Source organism: Mesorhizobium carmichaelinearum, assembly GCF_900199455.1.
Taxonomy (GTDB): domain Bacteria; phylum Pseudomonadota; class Alphaproteobacteria; order Rhizobiales; family Rhizobiaceae; genus Mesorhizobium; species Mesorhizobium carmichaelinearum.
Genome location: NZ_FZQR01000003.1, coordinates 134,014 through 159,343, shown reverse-complemented (window position 1 = coordinate 159,343; position 25,330 = coordinate 134,014). Strand labels below are relative to the sequence as shown.

The 25,330-nt window shown below is 64.6% G+C and carries 15 protein-coding genes and 1 pseudogene; 7 read left to right on the top strand and 9 right to left on the bottom strand.

Annotation, left to right across the window (positions count from 1 at the left end; all coding sequences use genetic code 11):
* Position 1: 1 nt before the first annotated feature.
* The 7 genes from CKW40_RS07395 (at position 2) to amaB (ending at position 9,102) form a co-directional block, all read left to right on the top strand.
* Positions 2 to 2,413, top strand: coding sequence for a circularly permuted type 2 ATP-grasp protein (locus CKW40_RS07395; RefSeq protein WP_095199306.1), 2,412 nt, complete (start codon positions 2 to 4; stop codon positions 2,411 to 2,413).
* A gap of 65 nt (positions 2,414 to 2,478) precedes the next feature.
* The gene (locus CKW40_RS07390; protein ID WP_095199305.1) at positions 2,479 to 3,363 is read left to right on the top strand and encodes a transglutaminase family protein; all 885 of its coding nucleotides are present in this window, start codon (positions 2,479 to 2,481) and stop codon (positions 3,361 to 3,363) included.
* Between the two features lie 150 nt (positions 3,364 to 3,513).
* Positions 3,514 to 4,452 (top strand): glycosyltransferase family 2 protein, encoded by a 939-nt coding sequence (locus tag CKW40_RS07385; protein ID WP_095199304.1) that lies wholly within the window; start codon positions 3,514 to 3,516, stop codon positions 4,450 to 4,452.
* Between the two features lie 102 nt (positions 4,453 to 4,554).
* The gene (locus tag CKW40_RS07380; protein WP_095199303.1) at positions 4,555 to 5,646 is read left to right on the top strand and encodes a DNA topoisomerase IB; all 1,092 of its coding nucleotides are present in this window, start codon (positions 4,555 to 4,557) and stop codon (positions 5,644 to 5,646) included.
* Positions 5,647 to 5,744: 98 nt separating this feature from the next.
* On the top strand, positions 5,745 to 6,119 hold the full coding sequence (locus CKW40_RS07375) for a YciI family protein (RefSeq protein ID WP_095199302.1): 375 nt from the start codon (positions 5,745 to 5,747) through the stop codon (positions 6,117 to 6,119).
* Complete coding sequence (locus CKW40_RS07370) at positions 6,116 to 7,390, top strand: RNA polymerase sigma factor (RefSeq protein WP_095199301.1); 1,275 nt, start codon at positions 6,116 to 6,118, stop codon at positions 7,388 to 7,390. Before CKW40_RS07375 ends, CKW40_RS07370 begins: the two co-directional genes overlap by 4 nt.
* 197 nt (positions 7,391 to 7,587) lie before the next feature.
* Positions 7,588 to 9,102: an L-piperidine-6-carboxylate dehydrogenase gene (gene amaB, locus CKW40_RS07365; RefSeq protein ID WP_095199300.1), complete on the top strand. Its 1,515-nt coding sequence runs from the start codon at positions 7,588 to 7,590 to the stop codon at positions 9,100 to 9,102.
* A 243-nt stretch (positions 9,103 to 9,345) separates the two neighbouring features.
* Here amaB and CKW40_RS07360 read toward each other — a convergent pair.
* From CKW40_RS07360 to nirB, 9 genes and pseudogenes are all read right to left on the bottom strand, one after another.
* Positions 9,346 to 10,211, bottom strand: a pseudogene (locus tag CKW40_RS07360) (hypothetical protein).
* A 148-nt stretch (positions 10,212 to 10,359) separates the two neighbouring features.
* Positions 10,360 to 11,274, bottom strand: coding sequence for a hypothetical protein (locus CKW40_RS07355; protein ID WP_095199299.1), 915 nt, complete (start codon positions 11,272 to 11,274; stop codon positions 10,360 to 10,362).
* 197 nt (positions 11,275 to 11,471) lie between these two features.
* A complete protein-coding gene (locus CKW40_RS07350; RefSeq protein WP_095199298.1) occupies positions 11,472 to 11,672 on the bottom strand; it encodes a hypothetical protein in 201 nt (66 codons plus the stop codon).
* Between the two features lie 196 nt (positions 11,673 to 11,868).
* Positions 11,869 to 15,153, bottom strand: a complete 3,285-nt coding sequence (locus CKW40_RS07345; RefSeq protein ID WP_095199297.1) for an efflux RND transporter permease subunit — start codon at positions 15,151 to 15,153, stop codon at positions 11,869 to 11,871.
* Positions 15,150 to 18,302 (bottom strand): MdtB/MuxB family multidrug efflux RND transporter permease subunit, encoded by a 3,153-nt coding sequence (locus CKW40_RS07340; protein WP_095199296.1) that lies wholly within the window; start codon positions 18,300 to 18,302, stop codon positions 15,150 to 15,152. Before CKW40_RS07340 ends, CKW40_RS07345 begins: the two co-directional genes overlap by 4 nt.
* On the bottom strand, positions 18,299 to 19,687 hold the full coding sequence (locus tag CKW40_RS07335; protein WP_095199708.1) for an MdtA/MuxA family multidrug efflux RND transporter periplasmic adaptor subunit: 1,389 nt from the start codon (positions 19,685 to 19,687) through the stop codon (positions 18,299 to 18,301). The genes CKW40_RS07340 and CKW40_RS07335 overlap by 4 nt, the downstream gene beginning before the upstream one ends.
* Positions 19,688 to 19,803: 116 nt before the next feature.
* Positions 19,804 to 22,482 carry a nitrate reductase gene (locus tag CKW40_RS07330; RefSeq protein ID WP_095199295.1) on the bottom strand — a complete coding sequence of 893 codons (2,679 nt, stop codon included), beginning with the start codon at positions 22,480 to 22,482 and terminating at the stop codon, positions 19,804 to 19,806.
* 2 nt (positions 22,483 to 22,484) lie between these two features.
* Positions 22,485 to 22,814 carry a nitrite reductase small subunit NirD gene (gene nirD / locus CKW40_RS07325; RefSeq protein WP_095199294.1) on the bottom strand — a complete coding sequence of 110 codons (330 nt, stop codon included), beginning with the start codon at positions 22,812 to 22,814 and terminating at the stop codon, positions 22,485 to 22,487.
* Between the two features lie 64 nt (positions 22,815 to 22,878).
* Positions 22,879 to 25,329, bottom strand: coding sequence for a nitrite reductase large subunit NirB (gene nirB, locus CKW40_RS07320; protein WP_095199293.1), 2,451 nt, complete (start codon positions 25,327 to 25,329; stop codon positions 22,879 to 22,881).
* Between the last annotated feature and the right edge of the window lies 1 nt (position 25,330).

The window sequence follows — 25,330 nt, the reverse complement described above, 5'->3', positions numbered from 1 at the left end:
GATGGCAAAGGGGAATCACAAAAGGATACGCGGCAAGCCGCAGATCCACAGCCTGCTGGAGCACTACCAGCCGATCGACGGCGTCGTCGACGAGATGGTCGACGCTGCCGGCAATCCCCGTCCGGTCTGGAAGCATTTCATCGAGGCGCTCGACGATCTCGGTGCCGAGAAGCTCGGCCAGCGTTTTGCCCGCGCCGACCAGTATCTGCGCGATGCCGGCGTTTACTACCGGGTCTACGACAAGGCCGGCGCCAATGAGCGCGAATGGCCACTGGCGCATGTGCCGCTGCTCATCGAAGACGCCGAATGGGCAGCGATCAGCGCCGGTCTCGTGCAGCGGGCCGAGCTGTTCGAGGAAACCATCGCCGATATCTATGGGCGCAACCGGCTGATCGAAAAAGGCATCCTGCCGGCAGGATTGATCGCGGCCAGTCCTGAATATTTGCGGCCTGTCGTGGGTACCACGCCGGCCGGTGGCCATTACCTGCATTTCTGTGCCTTCGAGCTTGGCCGCGGGCCTGACGGCCAGTGGTGGGTGCTGGGTGACCGTACGCAGGCGCCGTCCGGCGCCGGCTTCGCGCTTGAGAACCGCGTCGCCACGACGCGCGCGCTCTCCGATATCTATGGCGAGATGCACGTGCACCGGCTTGCCGGCTTCTTCCGCCGTTTTCGCGATGCGCTGATCGGCATGGCCAGGGAAAGCGAAGGCCGCGTCGCCATATTGACTCCGGGGCCGCTCAACGAAACCTATTACGAACACGCCTACATCGCCCGCTATCTCGGCATCATGCTGCTCGAAGGGGAGGACCTGACCGTTTCCGGCGGCAGGCTGATGGTGCGCACGGTTTCCGGCCTGATGCCGATCAGCGTGCTTTGGCGCCGCCTCGATGCCGCCTTCGCCGATCCGCTCGAATTGCGCTCGGATTCGCAGATCGGCACGCCGGGGCTGGTGGAAGCGATCCGCCAGGGGGCGGTTGCGACCGTCAATGCTCTGGGCTCCGGCCTGATGGAAACGCGGGCGCTGCTCGCCTTCCTGCCCAAGATCGCGCGCGAACTGCGCGGCGAGGAGTTGCTGCTGCCGAGTGTCGCAACGTGGTGGTGCGGGCAAGCCACCGAACGCGCCCATGTGCTTGCCAATATCGACCGCATGGTGGTCGGCCCGGCGCTCTCGACAAGGCTTGCCTTCGAGGATGACGGCCAGACCACGCTCGGCTCGACGCTGTCGGCCGGGGAACGGGCGGAACTGGTGGCACGCATCGAACGCGACGGCGGCGCTTTCGTTGGCCAGGAAGCGGTGACGCTGTCGACGACACCGGTCTTTGTCGGCGGCTGGCTGGAGCCGCGGCCGGCGAGCCTGCGCGTCTACCTGGCGCGCACGCCCGAGGGCTGGACGGTGATGCCGGGCGGGTTCGCCCGTGTCGGCCTGTCGCTCGACCCGACGGCGATCGCCATGCAGCGCGGCGGCCAGGCGGCCGACGTCTGGGTGGTCAGCGACAGGCCGGTCGAGCGCGAGACGCTGCTGCCGCAAGAGGGCGACAGTTTTACGCGCACCAGGCCGGGCAGCCTGCCCAGCCGCGCGGCGGAGAACCTGACCTGGCTCGGCCGCTATATCGAGCGCTCGGAAGACACGGTGCGCATCTTGCGCGCCTATCATGTGCGGCTGGCCGAGACATCCGATCCGGACATGCCGCTGCTCGCCGACATCAGGGACTATCTCGAGCCGTTCGGCATCGATGTCGAGACGGCAATCCCGTTGGGGCTGATCGGCACGCTTGACAGCGCCGTCTACAGCGCCGGACAGATCCGCGATCGCTTCTCGCCCGATGGCTGGCTGGCGCTCAAGGACCTGTCGAAGACCATCCATCAGTTTGCGACGACAGTGGCGCCGGGCGACGACGCGACGCGGGCGATGACGGTGATCCTGCGCAAGCTCGCCGGCTTCTCCGGCCTGCTGCACGAGAACATGTACCGCTTCGCCGGCTGGCGTTTCCTCGAGATCGGCCGGCGGCTGGAGCGCGGCATCCAGATCGCCCGTACGCTCGCCCGGCTGACCAGTCTCAAGGCGCCGGACGGCGCGCTCGATATGATGCTGGAGATCGGCGACAGCGTCATGACCCACCGCCGGCAATATCCGGTGCAGGCCGGCCGGCGCACGGTGATCGATCTTCTGGCGCTCGACCCGCTCAATCCGCGCTCGATCCTGTTCCAGTTGGAAAGGCTGAAGGCCGAGATCGGCCTGCTGCCGTCGGTCGGTGGCGAGGGGCACATGTCGCCGGCGGCGAAAGAGATCCTGCAGCTTAACACCCAGATCGCCATCAAGGAGCCTTCGGACATGACGGCAAAGGCGCTGGACGAACTCGCCTATGAAATCGGCGGCCTCTACAACAGCCTCGCCAAGGCCTATTTCGGCTAAGCAGGTTCCGCAAAAGTGTCGCGCGGTTTTGCGACAAGAACCTGCGTCAGGACAGAAAAGTTTGCATGCTTTACGACATCAGGCTTCATCTCCATTACGACTATGCCGCGGCGGCGGGTGGCGGCCGCCACCAGATCCGCGTGCTGCCATCGACGATATCAGGCGTGCAGCGGGTCATCGCCGCATCCCTGTCCTTCGCGCCGGCGCCCAATGAACGGTCGGATTTCTCCGATTTCTTCGGCAACAACGTCACCTCCATCGCCTTTCGCGACGCGCATGATGCGCTCGACATAAGGATGAGCGCCCGCGTTTCGGTGTCGCGGCCGGAGCCCGGGCTCGACGTCTCGCCCGATATCGGGCGGCTGCGGCAGGAGCTGGCCGCGGTGCGGTCGTTGGCGTCTGCTTCGCCACATCACTTTCTGGCGGGAAGCGCTCACTCCGGCATTGATGCGGCGATCACCACCTACGCCCGAGACAGCATCGCCGGCTCGGCCGCCGGCACGGCAATGAACCTATGCAACCGCATTCATCGCGATTTCACCTATGACGGTGACGCAACCACAGTGCGGACCCGGGCTAGCGATGCATTCAAACTGAAGCGCGGTGTTTGCCAGGACTTTTCGCACATCATGATTGCCGGGCTGCGCGGGCTCGGCATTCCGGCCGGCTATGTCAGCGGCTTCCTGCGCACCATTCCGCCCAAGGGCAAGCCCCGGCTGGAGGGCGCCGATGCCATGCATGCCTGGGTCAAGGTCTGGTGCGGGCGTGACGCCGGCTGGCAGGAGTTCGATCCGACCAACGGCATGCGGGCCAGCAACGACCACATCACTGTCGGTTACGGCCGTGACTATTCCGATGTCGCGCCGATCGTCGGCGTGCTGAAAACCACCGGCGGACAGGTCGGCGAGCAGGCTGTCGACGTCATTCCCGTCGCGCTCGAAAAGGCGTGAAAAGGGACCTGCTCACGCAAGGTGGTCCACTGGTACAATTCGGCATGAACAAAGATGACTTCTCAAATGGTGACGTGGCAGCTACCCTTTAGTCGGTTTCGAGAGGACCAATAATTGCAGTATTGATGCGCGTGGGCGCGGGGTTTGGTATTGAAAGCGGTCAGCGTCGTCATCCCTGCCCACAATGCGGCGAAAACCATCGCTACAACGCTGGCGTCCCTCGCCAGCGAGGCGGGGGTTATCGGCGAGATTCTGCTCGTCGATGATGCATCGATAGACGGTACGGCTGCCGCCGCGCTGCAGGCCGCGGCGAAATTGTCTCTGCCGCTGCGTGTGCTGCCGGCCAATTGTCGCGATGCCGGTGGCGCGCGCAACATTGCACTGGCGCAGGTGCTGTACCCCTGGGTGTACCTCATCGACGCTGACGACCTGCATCTTGAGCGCGGCTTGCGCGCGTTGCTCGAGCAGGCAGATCGCCAGCCAAAAGCCGACATGATCGTTGGCGCTTACCGGCGTCGGGTGAATGGCCAGGACCGCCAGATCAAGGTGCCGAACGGATATCAGGCCGGCTGTCTGGCAAACGCTGCGGCCTATGTGAAAGGCGACATTCGCTCCGTCGCGGTGGGCAGTGTGCTTGCTTCGCGGCACCTCATCGGCCAAACGCGGTTTCCGGTCGGGCTGGCCTATGATGAGGACACATTGTTTTGGGCGCGGCTGATGAGCACGGCGTCGCTGGCCATGATCGAGCAGCCTGTGATGGTCTACGAAGTCTCGCCGATGCGCTCCGACGATCGTTTTACGATCAACCCGGTGCGGCGCTTCCTTGATTGGCGCCGGGAACTGCGCACACTCACCGATTGCAGCATCCCGGTCTCGGCACTCAAGACCAGGGAGGGACTTGTCGCCCTCAAGATTGCTCGCGTCCACTATGCTCGCGGCGGCCTGGCCATGGCCGCGCGCTTCCTGGCGGTGGCCGCGGCCGCGCCGAAGCGACGGTCTGAGGCCTGGCGCTGCCTGCGTTACAGGCTCAAGCTCGCGGTGCGACGCCGGCTGTCGGCTCCACTGAACCAAATGCAGGACGCGCTGTAACCTGCCAGCCGCCAACACGTTCGGGATCGCCTGCTTTTCAGACGGTGTGTGGAACCAGCAGTCGGCCAACAGCTTATCTACGCATATTTGCGTGGAGCTTACATGCTGCAGAGATCCGGATTGCCGCACGGCCGGTCGACCGACGAAGACGCTGCGCCGAAGAATGGGGCGCAAAGCTCGGCCAGGGATGCCGCACTCACCTATGTCAGCGATGCCGAGCCTGGTATCCGCCGGCTGAGGACCAGCAAAGGATTTTCCTACACAGGACCGGACGGGAAAGCGGTCTCCGATGCCGCCAGGGCGCGTATCGAGGCGATCGTCATTCCGCCGGCCTGGACGGATGTGTGGATCTCGCCCGATGCCGATGGGCATATCCAGGCGACTGGAAGGGATCAGCGGGGGCGCAAGCAGTATCGCTATCATCCACAATGGGCCGAGGAGCGCGACGGCGCCAAATATTCGAGCCTCGTTGCTTTTGCTGAAAGCTTGGTCGACCTGCGGCGCACGATAGACAGCGATTTGCGCCGTCACGGCCTGCCATTTGAGCGTGTCGTCGCCGCAGTCGTCTGGCTGCTCGACAACACGATGATCCGCGTCGGCAATGCCGCCTATGCGCGCGACAATAAGAGCTTCGGCCTGACGACATTGCGGGACCGCCATGTCGACATCAAGGGATCGAGCCTGCGCTTTGCCTTCAAGGGCAAATCCGGCAAGGAATGGAAATTGAAGCTGGTCGATCGCCGCATCGCAGGGATCGTGCGGGGCGCGCAGGATCTGCCCGGCCAGAAGCTGTTCCAGTATCTCGACGAGGACGGCAACAGGCGCCCGGTCCGCTCCGACGACGTCAACCGCTATATCAGGGACGCCGCCGGCGATGCGTTCAGCTCCAAGCATTTCCGCACCTGGGGCGGCACCATCCACGCCGCGTCGCTGTTTGCGCAGACGGAGCTGCCCGAAGCCCAAGCCCAGCAAAAGCGGGTGATGAACAGCGTCATCGACAGAGTGGCCGAGCGGCTGGGCAACACACGCGCCGTCTGTCGCAAATGCTACATCCATCCGCAGGTTTTCGAGGCCTGGTCGCAGGGACGGTTGCTGGCCGAAATGGCGGAGGCCAACAAGCGCAAGCGGTCCATAGACGGTCTCGATGACGAGGAAGCGCTCGTGTTGAGATGGTTGAAAACGCACGAAGGGTGACACGCAACAATTGGCGGTCGCCATGTCAGATTTTTTTATCGACGCCGTGTCGGGATCAGTCTTACTGTTTCGTCCTTTGATACAGAAAAGGACGAAACATGCTCTACGCCATCCTCTGTTATGCCTCCGAAGACGTCGTCAGCTCCTGGAGCAAGGCACAGGATGACGAGGTTATGGCCAATCTCCTCAATGTTCAGGACAAGTACGCCAAGGCCGGCCGGCTTGGTCCGGTGGCCCGGCTGCTGCCGACGACGGCAGCGACCACGCTGCGGAAGGTCAAGGGCGAATCGGTGGTCATAGACGGGCCATTCGCCGAGACCAAGGAACAGTTCCTCGGTTTCTATACGCTGGAGTGCGCCGATCTCGACGAGGCCGTCGAATTCGCCCGTGAGCTCTCCGAGGTCAACCCGAGCGGCGGCTCCTATGAGATCCGACCGGTCTCGGTGTTTAATCCCACCAAGGTGGCCGTATGACCGAACTTGCCTGGATCAGCTCGGCGATCAGTTCTGCCCGCCCGCAGGCGATGGGCGCGCTGCTGCGCTATTTCCGCGATCTCGATACGGCGGAGGAAGCTTTCCAGGATGCCTGTCTCAGGGCGTTGAAGAACTGGCCGCAGAACGGGCCGCCGCGCGATCCGGCGGCCTGGCTGATCTTCGTCGGCCGCAACAGCGGCATCGATGCGGTGCGCAAACGCGCCAAGCAGGCGCCGATGCCGGAAGAGGACCAGATTTCCGATCTGGAAGATGCCGAGAGCGACATCGCCGAGCGGCTGGACGGGGCACATTACCGCGATGACATTTTGCGGCTGCTGTTCATCTGCTGCCATCCCGATTTGCCGGCAACGCAGCAGATCGCGGTCGCGCTGCGCATCGTCTCCGGTCTCACCGTCAAGCAGATCGCGCGCGCCTTCCTGGTTGGCGAGAGTGCCATGGAGCAGCGCATCACCCGCGCCAAGGCGCGCATCGCGGACGCCGGCGTGCCGTTCGAGACGCCGGGCGCGGTTGAACGGTCGGAGCGGCTCGCGGCTGTTGCTGCAATGGTCTACCTGATCTTCAACGAAGGCTATTCGACCAACAGCGGCGAGGCGCCGGCCCGCGCGCCGCTGTGCGAGGAGGCGATCCGGCTCGCCCGGCTGCTGCTGCGGCTGTTCCAGACCGAGCCGGAGATCATGGGGCTGACGGCGCTGCTTCTGCTGCAGCATGCACGTGCACCGGCCCGTTTCGACGAGAACGGTGAGATCGTCTTGCTCGAGGACCAGGATCGTAGCCTGTGGACCCGCAAGATGATCGACGAGGGGTTGGCGCTGGTCGACAAGGCATTGCGCCATCGCAAGCCCGGCCCCTACCAGGTGCAGGCGGCAATTGCCGCGCTGCATGCGCGGGCAGAGAAGGCCGAGGACACCGACTGGGTGGAGATCGACCTGCTCTACGGCCTGCTCGAACAGATGCAGCCGTCGCCGGTCATCACGCTCAATCGCGCGGTGGCGGTCTCCAAGGTGCGCGGGCCGGAAGCCGCGCTTGCCATGATCGAGCCGCTGGAAGAAAGGCTTTCCGGCTATTTCCACTTCTTTGGTCTCAAGGGCGGGCTGCTGATGCAGCTCGACCGCGGCGAGGAGGCGCGGGTCGCCTTCGACCGCGCCATCGCCCTTGCCAACACGGCGGCGGAAGCGGCCCATATCCGCATGCATATCGACCGTTTGATGAAAGACGGTGCCGTGCGCGCGCCGGCGAAAAAGGCGAACTGAGCCGCGTTTGCCCCTCTGGCTCAATCGTGTCGCCTGGATCAATCGTGTAATTTGGCCTTGGACCATGCCGGGGTGGCGATTTTCCCTCGAAACGAGTAAGGCCACGCCATGACTGCGCCTGAAGTGCCTTTCGGCATGCGGGGCGACATGGCGCGAGGCTTTGACCCGACGCCATATGGGATCTGAAAGGGATAAAAATGACCATAGCAAAGGAAACGGCCGAGCTTCTGGCGAAACTGGGTGTGGCGAAGGACACGCTGGTTGGCGGCGACCTGATCGTGCGCAGCCCGGTGACGGGTGAACAGATCGCGGCGCTGAAGACCATTTCGCCGGCCGATGCGGCCAAGACCATCGATGCCGCGCACAAGGCGTTCCAGTCCTGGCGGCTGGTGCCGGGCCCGAAGCGCGGCGAACTGGTGCGGCTGCTCGGCGAGGAATTGCGTGCGCACAAGGCCGAGCTTGGCCGGCTGGTGTCGATCGAGGTCGGCAAGATCCCGTCCGAGGGCCTCGGCGAAGTGCAGGAGATGATCGACATTTGCGATTTCGCCGTCGGTCTGTCCCGGCAATTGTATGGCCTGACCATCGCCACCGAGCGTCCGGGCCATCGCATGATGGAAACCTGGCATCCGCTCGGCGTGGTCGGCGTCATTTCGGCCTTCAATTTCCCGGTCGCGGTGTGGTCGTGGAATGCCGCACTGGCGCTGGTCTGCGGTGACGCGGTGGTGTGGAAGCCGTCGGAGAAGACGCCGCTGACCGCACTTGCCTGCGAGGCGATCTTCAAGCGGGCTGTGAAGCGTTTCGGCGCGGACGCACCGGCAGGATTGGCGCCGGTGCTGATCGGCGACCGTGCCGTCGGCGAAATCCTGGTCGACCACCCCAAGGTGCCGCTGGTTTCGGCGACCGGCTCGACCCGCATGGGCCGGGATGTCGGGCCGCGCCTGGCCAAGCGCTTTGCCCGCGCCGTGCTGGAACTCGGCGGCAACAATGCCGGCATCGTCTGCCCGACCGCCGATCTCGACATGGCGCTACGCGCCATCGCTTTCGGCGCCATGGGCACGGCCGGGCAGCGCTGTACGACGCTACGGCGGCTGTTCGTGCATGAGAGCGTCTACGATGCCTTGGTGCCGCGCCTGAAGAAGGCCTATCAGAGCGTGTCGGTCGGCAATCCGCTGGAGACGTCGTCGCTGGTCGGGCCGCTGATCGACAAGGCGGCGTTCGACGCCATGGAGAAGGCGTTGAAGGAAGCAGCCGCCCATGGCGGCAAGGTGACCGGAGGTACGCGCGTCGAGAACGGCCACCCGGATGCCTATTATGTGCATCCGGCCCTGGTCGAGATGCCGAAGCAGGTGTCGCCGGTGACCGAAGAGACCTTCGCGCCGATCCTCTATGTGATGAAATATTCGGATTTCGACGCGGTACTCGATGAGCACAATGCGGTGGGTGCCGGCCTGTCGTCGTCGATCTTCACCCGCGACCTGCAGGAATCCGAGCGGTTCCTTGGCGTCGACGGTTCGGACTGCGGCATCGCCAATGTCAATATCGGCACGTCGGGCGCTGAGATCGGCGGTGCTTTCGGTGGCGAAAAGGAAACCGGCGGCGGCCGCGAGAGCGGCTCCGATGCATGGAAGGCCTATATGCGCCGCGCCACCAACACGGTGAACTATTCGAAGGCGCTGCCACTTGCCCAAGGCGTCTCGTTCGACATCGACTGAGGCGCCGAGGCGTGCCTCGGGTCAATGTCGATCAAGCTTGTCGAGCGTCAAGTGAGACAGACGGAGGACCCACATCCCGCCGTGACGCTGGACAGCTTTCCGCGCTTGTCCAGCGTCGGTTTTTCGTACCGTCTTTTCATTTGGGGTCCCTCTCCAATCATAGCGCCGCGCGCATAGCGGGCATTGGAGTGCTAACGGGCATGATGGATTCGTGGATCCCCCGCGCGGGGGATGCCGCACCGGTCAGCGGCCTGCCGTCGGACCAAAGGCGTCGGCGAAGGCGGTATCCATAATGGCCAGCTTCACCGCCTGGGCGGTTATGTATTCCTGATGGAAGTCGCGCGACACCCACATCACCGAGTTACCGCGTTGGCCGAGCCAGCCGACGCTGCCGAGATTTTCGGCATCACGCAGCTTGCGGGCCAAATGGGTTCGCGACAGTTTCAGCCATCTGGCGAAATCGCCGATCGAGACGATGCCGGTCGGGATCCGATCGAGGCCGGCATGGTCGGGATCGACGCTCGATATCAGCCAGTCCATGACGACGCCGCCATTGTTGAGCCAGGTGAACAAGGAAAAGGTCCGCTTGGGCTCGCGCACTGGATTGGACGACAGCAAGCCATCGGCAATCCGTGGCTGCACCATGGCGAGTGCGTCCGGCCGAGCCAGGAACGCAGCGAGCCGGTTCCCGCCGTCGAGACTGTCCAGCGTCTGCAGATGCGCCGCAGCCAGAGCGTAACCGGCTCCAGCGAGGCCACCGACGGCTGCAGGGGCCGGATGCGGCGGTCCTGGGTTGCGGGCACATATTCGATGAAACCGTAGTGCAGCATTTCCTTGACGAAGGCGTCGGCGGTGTTGCGGCTGGCCACGGCATTCTGCCGGATCACGTCGATGAAGCGCGCAGCCGTCAGTTGCTTGCGATAGTCGTCATGCTCCCGCCTGAAATGCAGGGCGAGGCCGATATGGGCCATCAGCCAGCGTTGCTGCGTGGCGAACACCGAGGAAAGCCGCGGGTTCGTCTCATAGGTCTGGTTCATCGCCTGCGCCTGGACGCGAACACAGCGATGCAATGCCGGATGGCCGGCAATTTCTTCCAACGTGAGCGCCATTCTCCCCCGCTGCGATAAGCCCCCTTGTCGCGAAGACGCAAAAATACATTTTCAGCCTTCGCGGCTCGTGTCCAGACGCCGGCCGTCAATAGTGGGTGAATGTGTACAGTGGGAGCGAATTGCGGGAGCGCTACGTGCGCGCCGCCGCTCAGCCACCGCCTTGCGATGGCGGAAAACAAGCCTTGAAGGCGCTGTCGACGACAGCCAGCTTGGCGGCCTGCACGGTCATGTATTCCTCGTAGAAGCCGTGCGACACCCACATCACCGAATGGCCACGCTGGCCAAGCCAGCCAATGCTGCCGAGCTCCTCGGCGGTGCGCAGTTTGCGGCCGAGATGGGTCCGCGACAGTTTGAGCCATTTGGCGAAGTCGCCGATCGAAACCACGCTGGTCGGAATCCGCTCCAGGCCGGCATGGTCCGGATCGATGCCGGACATCAGCCAATCCATAACGATGCCGCCATTGTTGAGCCAGATGAACAGGGAAAAGGTCCGGTTGGGTTCGCGCACCGGCTCTGAGGCAAGCAGGCCGTCAGCGATCAACGGCTGCAGCGTGGCAAGCATATCGGGCCGGTCCAGGTACCTGGCCAGCCGGTGGCCGCCATCGACATGGTCAAGCGTGCGCAGATGGGCGATCACCCAGCCGGTGAATCTCTCGATTGTCGCCGCCGTTGGTTGCAGGGGATGCGTGCGGCCGTCGCCGCCCGCCACATACTCGGCGATGTTGTAGTGCAGCATCTCCTTGATGAAAGCATCCGCGGTGTTGCGGCTGGCCACCGCGTTCTTGTGCACGACCTCGATGAAACGCGATACGGTCAGCTCCTTGCGGCGGTCGTTCGGGTCTCGCCTGAAGTGCATGGCAAGGCCAACATGGGCCATAAGCCAGCGCTGCTGGGTGGCAAAGATGGAAGCCAGTCGCGGGGTTTCCTCATAGATGCGGATCAGGGACTGTGACTGTTCCTGAACGTAGCGGTGCAAGGCCGGATGGGCCGCTATGTCTTCCAGTTTCAGCGCGGATCTCCTGATCTCTTGAATCAACTCGTATCGCGAATTTGCGTTCCCCATTTTCCAGCCTTCAACACTTGTGTCCAGACGTACCAATTACGGAGAACAGGGCCAGCCGGGACACGCATCCACGGCGACGGGCTCATGGTTCAATCTGCTAACCGATTGCTATGGCTTGGAAAACCCCTCCCAATAATAGTCAGCCGAACGGCCGCTCGTTGAATTGACCTTCATCAGGGCCAGGCATTGTTTCCGCCTCATCCGACCGGCGGGGGCACGCCTTTCGGACAAGAGTGCAGACCAGCCGTGGTTTTGACGAGCGATAAGACATCGCGCGGCGGCGAAGCTTTGCCGCGTTCTACTTCGAAATGCGAGTGATGCACCGCGTAGGCGCTGGACAGTGGCACCGCCGCCAGAAGCGATGCGATTGCTATGATCTTCGGTGTAAAACTGCGCATGGTTGCGCCTCCCTTCAACGGGAAAAGCGGTATGGATATCGCTTTCCGATCTCGGGCCAATCTGCTCCCGTCGCGTCACGATGATCCTCTCATCGCCGGCGGTTTGCGGCCCGCACAATCCATATAGGGGTCTTCCAATCCGTTAGACGGCAAGGAACGCAAAGTTGACAGCTTGTGATCGGCGGAGAGAGCCGGCTCACTCTCCGGGTTGCACACCTGGCTGCCAGCGGTAGCGTGCCCGCGAACGCAACTGCCGGCACCAGCGTCCGAAACGGTCGACGTAGATGTAGATCACCGGCGTCGTATAGAGGGTCAGGATCTGGCTCAGGATCAGACCACCGACGATGGCGATGCCGAGTGGCTGGCGCAGTTCCGCGCCTTCGCCAAGGCCGATGGCCAGCGGCACGGCGCCGAACAGCGCCGCCATGGTCGTCATCATGATCGGGCGGAAGCGCAGCAGGCATGCCTGGTAGATGGCGTCATGTGCCGATCTGCCCTCGTTGCGCTCCGCGGCCAGCGCGAAGTCGATCATCATGATCGCGTTCTTCTTGACGATGCCGATCAAGAGGATGATGCCGATCAGCGCCATGATCGAGAATTCGATGTTGACCAGCGTCAATGCCAGCAAGGCGCCGACGCCGGCCGACGGCAAGGTCGACAGAATGGTCAACGGGTGCGCGTAGCTTTCGTAGAGAATGCCAAGCACGACATAGACGGCGATCAGCGCGGCAAGGATCAGCAGCGGCTGGTCGGAGAGCGAGTCCTGGAAGACGCGCGCCGTGCCCTGGAAGCTGCCATGGATGGTGGCCGGCATGCCGATGCGGTCGGCGGCCGCGTTGATCGCCGCGACGCCTTCGCTGAGGGCGACGCCCGGCGCCAGGTTGAACGACAGGGTGGTGGCGACGAACAGGCCCTGGTGATTGACCGACAGCGGCGTGCTGCCGGGGCCGTAATGCGCGACGGCCGACAGCGGCACCATGGTCTCGGCTCCGGTGCTGACCGCCGAACCGGTCGAGGCCGCCGTCCTGCCGGTGCTGGTGATGGAATTGTTGGCCTGGTTGCGCGCGGCATCGGCGGCGACCGATTGGGCAGTGGTGGACCGGCCCGGCGCGACGAATGTGCCGGCAACCGCGTTGCTCGACTGCGATCCACCAACCGATCCGCCCGATGTGCTGACATAGACTTTTTTCAACGCATCGGGGTTTTGCCAGTATTGCGGCGCCACCTCCATGATGACGTGGTACTGGTTGCGCTGGACATAGATGGTGGACACCTGGCGCTGGCCGAAGGCGTCGTAAAGCGTGTTGTCGATCTCGCTGGCCGATATGCCGAGGCGCGTTGCGGTGTCGCGATCGATGGTGACGTCGGCTTCCAGGCCCTTGTTCTGCTGGTCGGAGTTGACGTCGGTGAGCCTGGGTTCCGTTTGCAGCGCCGCTGCCAGCCTCGGCGCCCACTCTGCCACCTCGTCGAAACTGTCGCCTTGCAAGGTGTACTGGTACTGCGCGTTCGATTGCCGCCCGCCGACGCGTATATCCTGCACCGCTTGCAGGAAGAGCGTGGCACCTGGCACCACAGCCAGTTTGGGCCGCAGCCTGGCGATGACCTGGTCGGCGGAGATCTTGCGCTCGGCCAGCGGCTTCAGCGACACGAACATGGAACCGGAATTGGTCTGCCCGCCGCCGGTGAAGGCGACAGCGGCATCGACGGCCGGATCCTTGCTGACGATGCCGGCGAACTGGGTGAGCTTCTGCGACATCGACTGGAAGGAGGTTGCCTGGTCGGCCTGGATCGAGCCGGTCAGCCGTCCGGTGTCCTGTTGCGGGAAGAAACCTTTTGGGATGGTGACATAGAGATAGCCATTGAGGCCGAGCGTTGCCGCGAGCACCGCCGTGATCAGCAGCGGATTGTCGAGTGCCCAGGACAGCGACCGGCGATAGAAGCTCAGCATGGCCTCGAAGATGCGCTCGCTGAAGCGGTAGAGCCGGCCGTGTTCGCGTTGTCCCTCGGGGCGCAGCAAGATCGAGCACATCATCGGTGTGGTGGTCAGCGAGATGGCGAGCGAGACCAGGATCGCCGCCGACAGCGTGACGGCGAATTCGCGGAACAGCCGGCCGACAATACCGCCCATCAGCAGGATCGGAATGAAGACGGCGATCAGCGACAGGCTCATCGACAGCACGGTGAAGCCGACCTCCTGGGAGCCCTTGATGGCGGCTTCCATGCGGCCCATGCCGGAAGCGGTGTGGCGGGCGATGTTTTCGAGCACGACGATGGCGTCGTCGACGACGAAGCCGGTGGCCACCGTCATCGCCATCAGCGACAGATTGTCGATGCTGAAGCCCATCAGGTACATGGCGCCCAGCGTGCCGACCAGGGATACGGGCACCGCCACGATCGGCACCAGCGCCGAGCGCACGTCGCGCAGGAAGGCGAAGACGACGAGGATCACTAGGCCGATGGCGATCATCAGCGTTTGTGCGACCTCGCTCAGCGAGGCGCGGATGGTGGTCGAGCGGTCGACCGCCAGCGACAGGTCGATGGCCGGCGAGATCGAGGCGCGCAGCGTCGGCAGCAGCGCCTTCACCCGGTCGACCGTCGCGATGATGTTGGCGTTGGGCGAGCGGTTGAGGATGATCAGCACGCCCGGCTTGCCGTTGGCGAGACCGGCATTGCGGATGTTCTCGACGGAATCATTGACCTGGCCGACATCGGAAAGCCTGACCGGCGCACCGTTGCGGTAGGCGACGACCAGCGAGCGGTAGGCGTCGGCCTGGTTGGCCTGATCGTTGGCGTAGATCTGGTAGCGCTGGTTGCCGACATCGATGGCACCCTTGGGGCTGTGGGCGTTGGCCGAGGCGAGTGCGGCGCGCACATCCTCCAGCCCGATGCCGTAATCGTAGAGCACCTGCGGGTTGAGTTCGACGCGCACCGCCGGCAGCGAGCTGCCGCCAACCGACACCTCGCCAATGCCGTCGACCTGCGACAGCTTTTGCGCCAGCACGGTGCTGGCGGCATCGAAGAGCTGGCCCTTGGACAAAGTGTCCGATGTCATCGACAGGATGAGGATCGGGGCGTCGGCGGGATTGACCTTGCGATAGGTCGGGTTGGAACGCAGGCTGGACGGCAGGTCGGCGCGCGCGGCGTTGATCGCCGCCTGGACGTCACGCGCGGCGCCGTCAATGTCGCGGTCCAGCCCGAACTGCAAGGTGATGCGGGCGCTGCCGACGCTGCTCGACGAGGTCATTTCGTTGACGTCGGCGATCTCGCCGAGATGCCGCTCGAGCGGGCTGGCGACGGTGTTGGCCACCACCTGGGGGCTGGCACCCGGCAGTGAGGCCGATACCGAGATCACGGGGTAGTCGACCGCCGGCAGCGGCGCCACCGGCAGCTGCGGGAACGCTACCAGCCCGGCCGCCAGCAGGCCGAAGGTCAGCAGCGTTGTCGCCACCGGACGCCGGATGAAGGGGACCGACAGGTTCATGGCCTGGCGTCCGCACCATGTCCGCGGGGAAGATTGGGGCCACGGGGAAGATCAGGGGCACGGGGCAGATTGGGTTCGATGCCGCGGAGACGCGCGGCAAGGCGGTCGAACCAGAGATAGATCACCGGCGTGGTGAACAGGGTCAGCAACTGGCTGAGCAGCAGGCCGCCGACAATGGAGACGCCCAAGGGATGGCGCAATTCCGAGCCGACGCCGGTGCCGAGCATCAGCGGCAAGGCGCCGAGCATCGCCGCCAGTGTCGTCATCAGGATCGGGCGGAAGCGCAGCAGGCAGGCCTGGTAGATGGCCTCGCGCGGTGCCTTGCCTTCATTGCGCTGCGCGTCGAGCGCGAAGTCGATCATCATGATGGCGTTCTTCTTGACCACGCCGATCAAGAGGATGATGCCGATGATCGAGATGATGGTCAGGTCCTGGCCGGCGATCATCAGCGCCAGCAGCGCGCCGATGCCAGCCGAAGGCAGCGTCGACAGGATGGTGATCGGGTGGATAAAGCTCTCATAGAGCACGCCAAGCACGATGTAGACCGTCACCACCGCCGCCAGGATCAGGAACAGCGTGTTGTCGAGCGACGCCTGGAAGGCGCGCGCCGCGCCCTGGAAGCTGGTGATGATGCTGAGAGGCATGCCGATATCGGCCTGCGCTTGCTCGATCGCGGTGACCGCCTCGCCGAGCGACGCACCGGGCGCCAGGTTGAACGAGACGGTGGTCGCGGGGAATTGCCCCATATGGGTGATCTGCAGCGGCGTGGTGGCGATATGGGTGGTTGCCACCACCGACAGCGGCACCGGCGCGCCACCCGTCGACGAGGGCAGGTAGACGGACGAGAGCGCCTTGAGCGAATCCTGCTCCGAAGGTGCGGCCTCGAGAATGACGCGGGACTGGCTTGACGTGGTGTAGATGGTCGAGACCATGCGCTGACCGAAAGCGTCGTAGAGCGCGTTGTCGACGGTCGCCGGCGTGATGCCGAAGCGCGCGGCCTGGTCGCGGTCGATGTCGACAAAGACGGCAAGGCCGCTGTTCGACAGGTCACTCGCGACATCGGCGAGTTGCGGCAGCGTGTTCAGCTTGGCGAGCAGCTTCGGCGTCCATTCTCCCAATTCGTCGGCATTGGCGTCCTGGAGCACGAATTGATACTGGGTGCGGCTGACCTGGCCGTCGATGGTCAAGTCCTGGACCGGCTGCATGTAGAGCGTCACGCCCGCCACCGGAGCGGCTTCCTGTTTCAGGCGGGCGATGACTTGCGTGATATCGGCGCTGCGCTGCTCATGCGGTTTTAGGTTGATCAGGATGCGGCCGACATTCATCGTGGTGTTGGTGCCGTCGACGCCGATGAAGGACGACAGGCTGTCGACATCGGGGTCCTTCAGGATGATGGCGGCGAGCTGCTGCTGTCGGTCGGCCATCGCCGCATAAGAGATCGACTGCGGCGCCTCTGATATGGCCTGGATGACGCCGGTGTCCTGCACCGGGAAGAACCCCTTGGGGATGACCACGTAGAGGGCCGCCGTAAGCACCAGGGTCGCCGCCGCCACCACCAGCATCAGCGTTTGGCGGTCGAGTACCCAGGTCAGCGCGCGGCCGTAGCCCCGGATCACCCAGTCGAAGAAGTCGCGGCTGGCGTGCTGCAAGGCGTTCTCGCGCACCGCCGCCACCGGCTTGAGCAGCTTGGCGCAGGCCATAGGCACCAGCGTCAGCGACACCACGGCTGAGATCAGGATGGTGGTGGCAAGCGTGATGGAGAATTCGCGGAACAGGCGGCCGACGACATCGCCCATGAACAGAAGCGGGATCAGCACCGCGATCAGCGACACGGTCAGCGAGATGATGGTGAAGCCGATCTGTTGCGAGCCCTTCAGCGCCGCCTGCAGCGGTGTCGCGCCTTCCTCGACATAGCGCGCGACGTTCTCGATGACGACGATGGCGTCGTCGACGACGAAGCCGGTGGCGATGGTCAGCGCCATCAGCGACAGATTGTCGAGGCTGAAGCCGAACAGGTACATGACGCCCAGCGTGCCGACCAGCGACAGGGGCACCGAAAGGCTCGGGATGAGCGTGGCGCGCGCGCTGCGCAGGAAGACGAAAATGACCAGCACGACCAGGATGATCGACAGCGTCAGCTCGTATTCGACGTCGCGCACGGAAGCGCGGATGGTCGTGGTGCGGTCGGTCAGCACCTTGACGTCGACGGCGTTGGGCAGCGAGGCCTGGAGCTGCGGCAACAGCGCCTTGATGCGGTCGACCACGTCGATGACGTTGGCGCCGGGCTGGCGCTGGATGTTGAGGATGATCGCCGGCGTGCTGTTCATCCAGGCCGCCAGCCGGTTGTTCTCGGTGGCGTCGACCACATCGGCCACATCGCTCAGCCGCACCGGCGCGCCATCCTTGTAGGCGACGATCAGCGAGCGGTATTCGTCGGCGCTCTTCAGCTGGTCGTTGGCGTTGATGGTGTAGGCGCGCGACGGCCCGTCGAAATTGCCTTTCGGCGTGTTGACGTTGGCGCTGCCCAAAGTGGTGCGCAGATCGTCGAGATTGAGGCCATAGGCAGCGAGCTTGCGCGGATCGGCCTGGACGCGCACGGCCGGGCGCTGGCCGCCGCTGAGGCTGACGAGGCCGACACCCGGCAGCTGCGATATCTTCTGCGCCAGTCTTGTATCGGCAAGTTGCTGGACGTCGCGCAGCGGCATTGTGGCCGAGGTCAGGCCGAGGGTGAGCACCGGCGCGTCGGCCGGGTTGACCTTGGCATAGATCGGCGGCGCCGGCAGGTCGGCCGGCAGAAGATTGCCGGCGGCATTGATGGCGGCCTGTACCTCCTGCTCGGCGACATCGAGCGAGATCGCCAGGCTGAACTGCAGCGTGATGACGGAAGATCCCGCTGAACTGACGGAGTTCATCTGGTTGAGGTTGGCGATCTGGCCGAGCTGGACCTCCAGCGGTGCCGTGACCGAGGACGTCATCACGTCCGGGCTGGCGCCGGGATAGAAGGTCTGCACCTGGATGGTGGGATAGTCGACCTCGGGCAGGGCCGAGACGGGCAGATAGCGATAGGCCAGCAGGCCGGACAGCATGATCGCGACCATGAACAGCGATGTCGCCACCGGCCGCAGGATGAAGGCGCGCGACGGGCTCATTGCTGCTGCCCGGACTCCGAATGGCGGTGCTTGTGGCCCTGATGCTTGTGCGCCGTGCCATCCAGCGCCTGTCCGTCTGACGTCTCCCCATTTGGCTTCTGTCCGTCCGATGGGGCTGCTGCCTGTGGCGGGGTCTGGGCGGGTGTCTGTGCCGGCGTCTGGCCCGCCGCGGGGGGTGGTGCCGTCGCCCGGGGCTGTGCCGGGGCCTGGCCGTCCTGCTGAAGGTTGATATGGGCGCCGTCGCGGAGCTTGTCGGCGCCGTCGACGACGACGCGGTCGCCGGGGTTCAGGCCGGCGAGGATCTCGACGTGCTCGCCATTGGTGACGCCAAGCGTGACCTTGCGCACGGCGACCGTGCTGTCGGGGTTGACCAGATAGACGAAGGTGCCGGGCAGGCCACGCTGGATCGCGGCGATCGGGGCGATCGCGACGTCCTTGTGCTCGTCGACGAGAAGCCCGACGTTGACGAACTGGTTCGGATAGAGGAGGCGCGCCTCATTGGCGAAACCCGCGCGCAGCTTGATGGTGCCGGTGCTCGGGTCGATCTGGCTGTCGAAGGTCTCGAGCTGGCCGTCGGCGAGCTTCTTGGCTCCGGCGCGGTCGAAGGCAGAGGTGGGCAGCGTGGCGCCGAGCTGCATGCGCTGCGCGATCGCGGGCAATTCATCCTCGGGCACGGTGAACAGCACACTGATCGGCTGCACTTGTGTGATGATGACGATGCCGTTGGCATCGCTTGGGGTGACATAGTTGCCCTCATCGACCTGGCGCAGGCCGGCCCGTCCATCGACTGGAGAGAGGATGCGGCAATAATCGAGATTGAGGGTGGCGGTCTGTATCATCGCCTGGTCGACCTGGACTGAACCGGCGTCCTGAGCGACCAGGGCGACCTGCGCGTCGAGGGTCTGGGGTGTCGCCGCCCCCTGCGCCACCAGCTTCTGATCACGGACGAGATCGAGCTGGGCGTCTTTCAGCATGGCCTGGTCGCGCACCAGCTGGCCCTGGGCCTGGGCGAGCGCCGCCTGGAAGGGGCGGGGGTCGATCTCAGCCAGCAGGTCGCCCTTCTTGACGTCCTGGCCCTCTTTGAAATTGACCTGGATGAGGGGGCCGGTGACCTGCGACTTGACGGTGACGGTGGAGAGCGAGGTCACCGTGCCGAGGGCATTGAGGGTGACGTCTATCGCGCCTTTTTCGATGGCGGCGGCACCGATCGTCGTCGGTTGCGCGCCGCGTCTGCCGCCGGGCTGCCTGGCCTCGACATGCGGACGTTGATAGAGATAGGCGCCGGTTGCGGCGACAATGGCAATGAAGATCAGCCACGGAATCCAGCCACGCGAACGGCGTGGCGCGACGGTCGTCTGCAGGGGCATTTCCAATTGCTGGTCCATGGCGGCATCTTTCACCCCCATCCACCAATATGGCCGAACCCAGACGAAGTCGAATTAACAGTTGGACAGGTTTGGCGGGGTCTTGCGGGCCGCTCAATCGCCCCGGGGGCCGCTGCTCACTCGGCCGCTTGAACGCGGTTGGCCTGGATGAGGGCGCGGATCTCGGAGCGGCAGGAGCCGCAATTGGTGCCGGCCTTCAGGGCACTGCCGATGGCTTCGACGGTCGTACAGCCAGCCGCCACCGCGGCCACGATCTGGTTAGCCCCGACGCTGAAACAGGAGCAGACGGTGGCACCGGCATCGGGCCGTTCGGCACCGGCGCGGCCGGCGACGATCCGGAAGCGCTCGCGCTGGCTGGCGTGGACTTCTTCAAGCTGTTCCACCGCCCAGCCGCGCGACACAGCGACCGGGCCGGGCGCGACGAACAGCGCGCCCACGAGGCGCTCGCCATCGAAGGCAGCGATGCGGTGCTGGCCAGCGTCGCGGTCGTGATACGCGAGCATTTCGGCTGCGGGGGTGCCGAAGAGTGAGCCGGCAAAGGCTGTCCAGTCGATAGCGTCGTCGGCAAAGGCAAGCTCGACCCGCCATCCGCCCCGGCACTTGGCAACCGCCCAATAGCTCGCGTCAATCCGTTCCGGCTTCTGGCGCATCACGGCGAAACCAAAGGCCTTGGCGACAAATCTCTCGATGCGGGCCGCGACATGCTTCAACGCGGGTTGGCCTGAGACCGGATCGATGAGCGGTGCGGTCAGTGCGTCGAGCCGGCCTTTTGCCGCGAACTGATCGGTCCAGTGCATCGGTGCGAAGACGCTGCCCGGGCGCTGGCGGGGCGTGATCAAGGCGCGGACCAGCACGTCGCCGCGCGGGCTGGCAATACGCACGATGTCGGCGTCGCCGATGCCGTGGTGCTGCGCGTCCACGGGGTGGATTTCGACAAAGGGCTCGGCGATGTGCTGGGACAGACGCGGGCTTTTGCCGGTGCGCGTCATGGTGTGCCAGTGGTCGCGGATCCGGCCGGTGTTCAGGATGAGGGGGAAATCGGATGTGGCGCGGGTTTCGGTGGTGGCGCGGATGGCGATGAAGCGTGCCTTGCGGTCGGGTGTGTAGAAATTGCCGTTGGCGAAGAAGCGAATGGGTTGGTGCTCCGTAGTGCCGCCTCGTGGGCTCGGCGCTGGCCATTGGAATGGCTCAAGTGACGCGTAGCTTTCAGCATCAACCCCGGCATACGCCCCGATATCGAAATCGCGCACGCCATCATTCTCAAACCCAGACAGCGCGGCGTGCTCGCCAAAAATCTCCGCCGGCGTCTCATGCGCGAACGCCTCGCCAAACCCCATCCGCTGCGCCACCTCGGCGATGATCCACCAGTCCGGCCTCGCTTCACCGGGCGCGGGCAGAAAGGCGCGCTGGCGCGAGATGCGGCGCTCGGAATTGGTGACGGTGCCGTCCTTCTCGCCCCAGGCGGCGGCGGGCAGTCGGACATGGGCGTGACGCACTGTGTCCGTGCTGGCCAGCACATCCGACACCACGACGAACGGGCAAGCCTTGATTGCCGCTTCGACGGCGTCTGCGTCCGGCATCGAATCGACCGGGTTGGTGGCCATGACCCACAGCGCCTTGATGCGCCCGTCGGCAACGGCCTGAAACATCTCGACCGCCTTCAGGCCGGGCTTTTGCGCGACATCGGGCGCGTTCCAGAAGCGGCGCACACGGTCGCGGTGTTCAGGGTTGTCGATCTCCATATGGGCAGCGAGCATGTTGGCCATGCCGCCGACCTCGCGGCCGCCCATGGCGTTGGGCTGGCCGGTCACCGAGAACGGCCCGGCTCCCGGCCTGCCGATGCGACCGGTGGCGAGATGGCAATTGATGATGGCGTTGACCTTGTCGGTGCCGGACGACGACTGGTTCACGCCCTGGCTGTAAACGGTCACCGTCTTCGCGGTCGCGGCAAACAGGCTGTAGAAGCGGACAAGTTCGTCTTCGCTCAGGCCGGTGGCAGCGGCAACATCGGCGAGATCAAGCGCGGAGGCGGCGAAAAGGGCTTGCTCGAAGCCGGTCGTGTGCGCCGTGATATAGGCGCGGTCGAGCGCATTGTGCTGGCCGAGCCAGGCGAGCAGGCCTGTGAACAGAGCGACATCGCCATCCGCCGCGATCGCCAGATGCATGTCGGCGATATCAGATGTCATGGTGCGGCGCGGGTCGACCAGCACGATCTTCATCTCCGGCCGCTTTTCCCGGGCGGCGGCAATGCGCTGGAAGAGCACGGGATGGCACCAGGCGAGGTTGGAGCCGACCAGCACGATGAGGTCGGCGCGTTCCAGATCCTCATAGGTTCCCGGCACCGTGTCGGAGCCGAAGGCGCGGCGGTGGCCGGCGACCGACGAGGCCATGCAGAGGCGCGAATTGGTGTCGATATTGGCCGAGCCGACAAAGCCCTTCATCAGCTTGTTAGCGAGGTAATAATCCTCGGTCAGCAACTGGCCCGAGACGTAGAAGGCGACCGCATCCGGCCCGTGCTCGGCGATGGTCTGCGAGAAGGTCGAGGCAACGTGGTCGAGCGCCTCGTTCCAGCCCGCGCGGCGGCCGTGGATTTCAGGATGAAGCAGCCTGCCGTCGAGGTCGATCGTCTCGGCCAGGGCAGAGCCCTTGGAGCAGAGGCGGCCGAAGTTCGCGGGATGATCGGGGTCGCCGCGGACGGACACTTGCCCGTCCGCGGCGACCTTCGCCAGCACGCCGCAGCCCACCCCGCAATAGGGGCAGGTGGTCCTCACCTCGCGTGCTGCGTCGATCTCCATGTTCAGGCGGCGCGGCTGGCCAGCGCTTCCAGCGCCAGGAACAGGCGTTCGCCCTCGACCTTGACCGGAATGGTGCGCACCACGCCTTCGTCGGCACCGAGCGCCTTGCCGGTCTCCAGCGAGATCACCCAATTGTGCAGGGGACAGGTCACCGCCGCGCCATGGACAATGCCCTGGCTGAGCGGCCCGCCCTTGTGCGGGCAATGGTCGTCGATGGCATAGACCTGATCGTCCTGGGTGCGGAAGACCGCGACCTTGCCTTGCGGGGTGGCCACGCAGCGCGCGCCACGCCGCGGGATGTCGGAGATGGTGCCGATGGCGATCCAGTTCATGTGAATTCCCTTTTTGCGCGTGTTCTTAACCGAAAACCGGTTCCCACTTTTCGGGAACACGCGCTCACTCCGCCGCCTCGGCAAACCCGACCGAAGCCATCGGCCGGAACTCGTGCTTGTCCTTGCCGGAGACGCGCTCCGACCATGGGTCGACCTGGGCGAATTTCTGGCTGAAGACGAAGCGGTCGTAATAGGCCTTGCGCTTCTCGCCATCGTCCATGATCTGGCGCTTGATCTCGGGGATGCCGATACGCTTGGCCCATTTGTAGATGCGTTCGAGATAGCGGCCCTGCTCGCGGTACATCTGGGTCAGCGCGACGATGTGCTCCAGCGCTTCGTCTTCTGTCTTCACAAGACCGAGCACTTCGGTGCCCTTGATGTCGAGGCCGGCGGCGCCGGCGAAGTGGATCTCGTAGCCGCTGTCGACGCAGATGACGCCGACATCCTTGCAGGTCGCCTCGGCGCAGTTCCTCGGGCAGCCCGACACCGCCATCTTGACCTTGGCCGGCGTCCACGAACCCCACATGAATTTTTCGATACGGATGCCGAGACCTGTCGAATCCTGCGTGCCGAAGCGGCACCAGTCGGAGCCGACGCAGGTCTTCACCGTGCGCAGGCCCTTGGCATAGGCATGACCGGAGACGAAACCGGCCTGGCCGAGATCGGCCCACACCGCCGGCAAATCTTCCTTGCGGATGCCCAGCATGTCGATGCGCTGGCCGCCGGTGACCTTGACCATCGGGATCTCGAACTTGTCGACGACGTCGGCGATGGCGCGCAGTTCGGCGGCGTTGGTGACGCCGCCCCACATGCGCGGGACCACCGAATAGGTGCCGTCCTTCTGGATGTTGGCGTGCACCCGCTCATTGATGAAGCGCGACTGATAGTCGTCGGCATAGTCGTTTGGCCAGTCGCAAACGAGGTAGTAGTTGAGCGCCGGACGGCATTTGGCGCAGCCGCAGGAGGTCTTCCATTCCAGCTCCTGCATGACGGCGGGAATAGTCTTCAGGTGCTTGGCCTTGATCAGCCGGCGCACCTCGTCATGGCCGAGCGTGGTGCAGGAGCACATGGGTTGGACGGCCGCCGGGTTGTATGTGTCGCCGAGGGTCAGCACCATCAGCTTCTCGACCAGCCCGGTGCAGGAGCCGCACGAGGCCGACGCCTTGGTGTGGGCGCGCACGTCGTCGAGCGAGGTCAGGCCTTTGGCCGTGATCGCGCCGGTGATCTTTCCCTTGCAAACGCCGTTGCAGCCGCAGATTTCCGCATCATCCGGCAAGGCTGCAACGGCCGCCATAGGGTCCAGCGGGGCACCCCCCTGGTAGGACTGGCCGAAGATGAGCGTGTCGCGCATCTCCGAAATATCGGTTTGCTTCTTCTTGAGGTCGTTGAACCAGGCGCCATCTGACGTCTCGCCGTAGAGCACCGTGCCGATGATGCGGTCGTCCTTAAGCACCAGCCGCTTGTAGACACCGGCTGAAGCATCGCGCAGCACAATCTCCTGGCGGTCGTCGCCATCGGCGAAGTCGCCGAGCGAGAACAGCTCGATGCCGGTGACCTTGAGCTTGGTCGGCGTGTCCGAATGGACGAAAGCAGCGGTCTCGTCGCCGGCAAGCTGGCTGGCGGCAACGCGTGCCATCTCATAGAGTGGTGCCACCAGCCCGTAGACCATGCCGTTGACCTCGGCGCATTCGCCGAGCGCGTAGATGTCGGGGTCGTTGCTGCGCATGCCGGCATCGACAACGATACCTCTGTTAACGGCGATGCCGGCATCTTTCGCCAGCGCCGAATTCGGCCGGATACCGACGGCCATGACCACCAGGGTCGCCGGTATGATGGTGCCATCGGCGAGTTCCACCTGCTCGACCTTGCCGTTGCCCGTGATCGCCTGCGTGTTGGCCTTGGTGATGACCTTGATGCCGCGTTGCTCCACCGCGCGCTGCAAGAGGTAGCCGGCGGCCGGATCAAGCTGGCGCTCCATCAGCGTCGGCATAACATGCAGCACGGTGACGTCCATGCCTTGCGCGTTGAGGCCGGCCGCGGCCTCCAGGCCGAGCAGGCCGCCGCCTATGACGACCGCCTTGGCCCGCGACTGGGCGGCAAGCATCATGGCGCGTACGTCGTCGAGATCTCGGTAGGTCAGCACGCCGGGCAGATTGTGGCCCGGCACCGGGATGATGAACGGCACTGAGCCGGTGGCGATGACGAGCTTGTCGTAGGGCTCGGTTACGCCGTGATCGGAGGTGACGGTCTTCGCCTGCCGGTCGATGGCAATGATCTTGTGGCCCTTGTAGAGGGTGATGCCGTGCTTGATGTACCAGCCGTCACCATGGATGATGATCTCCTCATAATCCTTTTCGCCCGACAGCACCGGCGACAGCATGATGCGGTCGTAGTTCACACGCGGCTCGGCGTTGAAGATGGTGACCTGGTAGAGGCCGGGCGCCTTTTCCAGCAGATGCTCGAGCATGCGCCCTGGCGCCATGCCGTTGCCGATGATGACGAGTTTCTCTGTCATG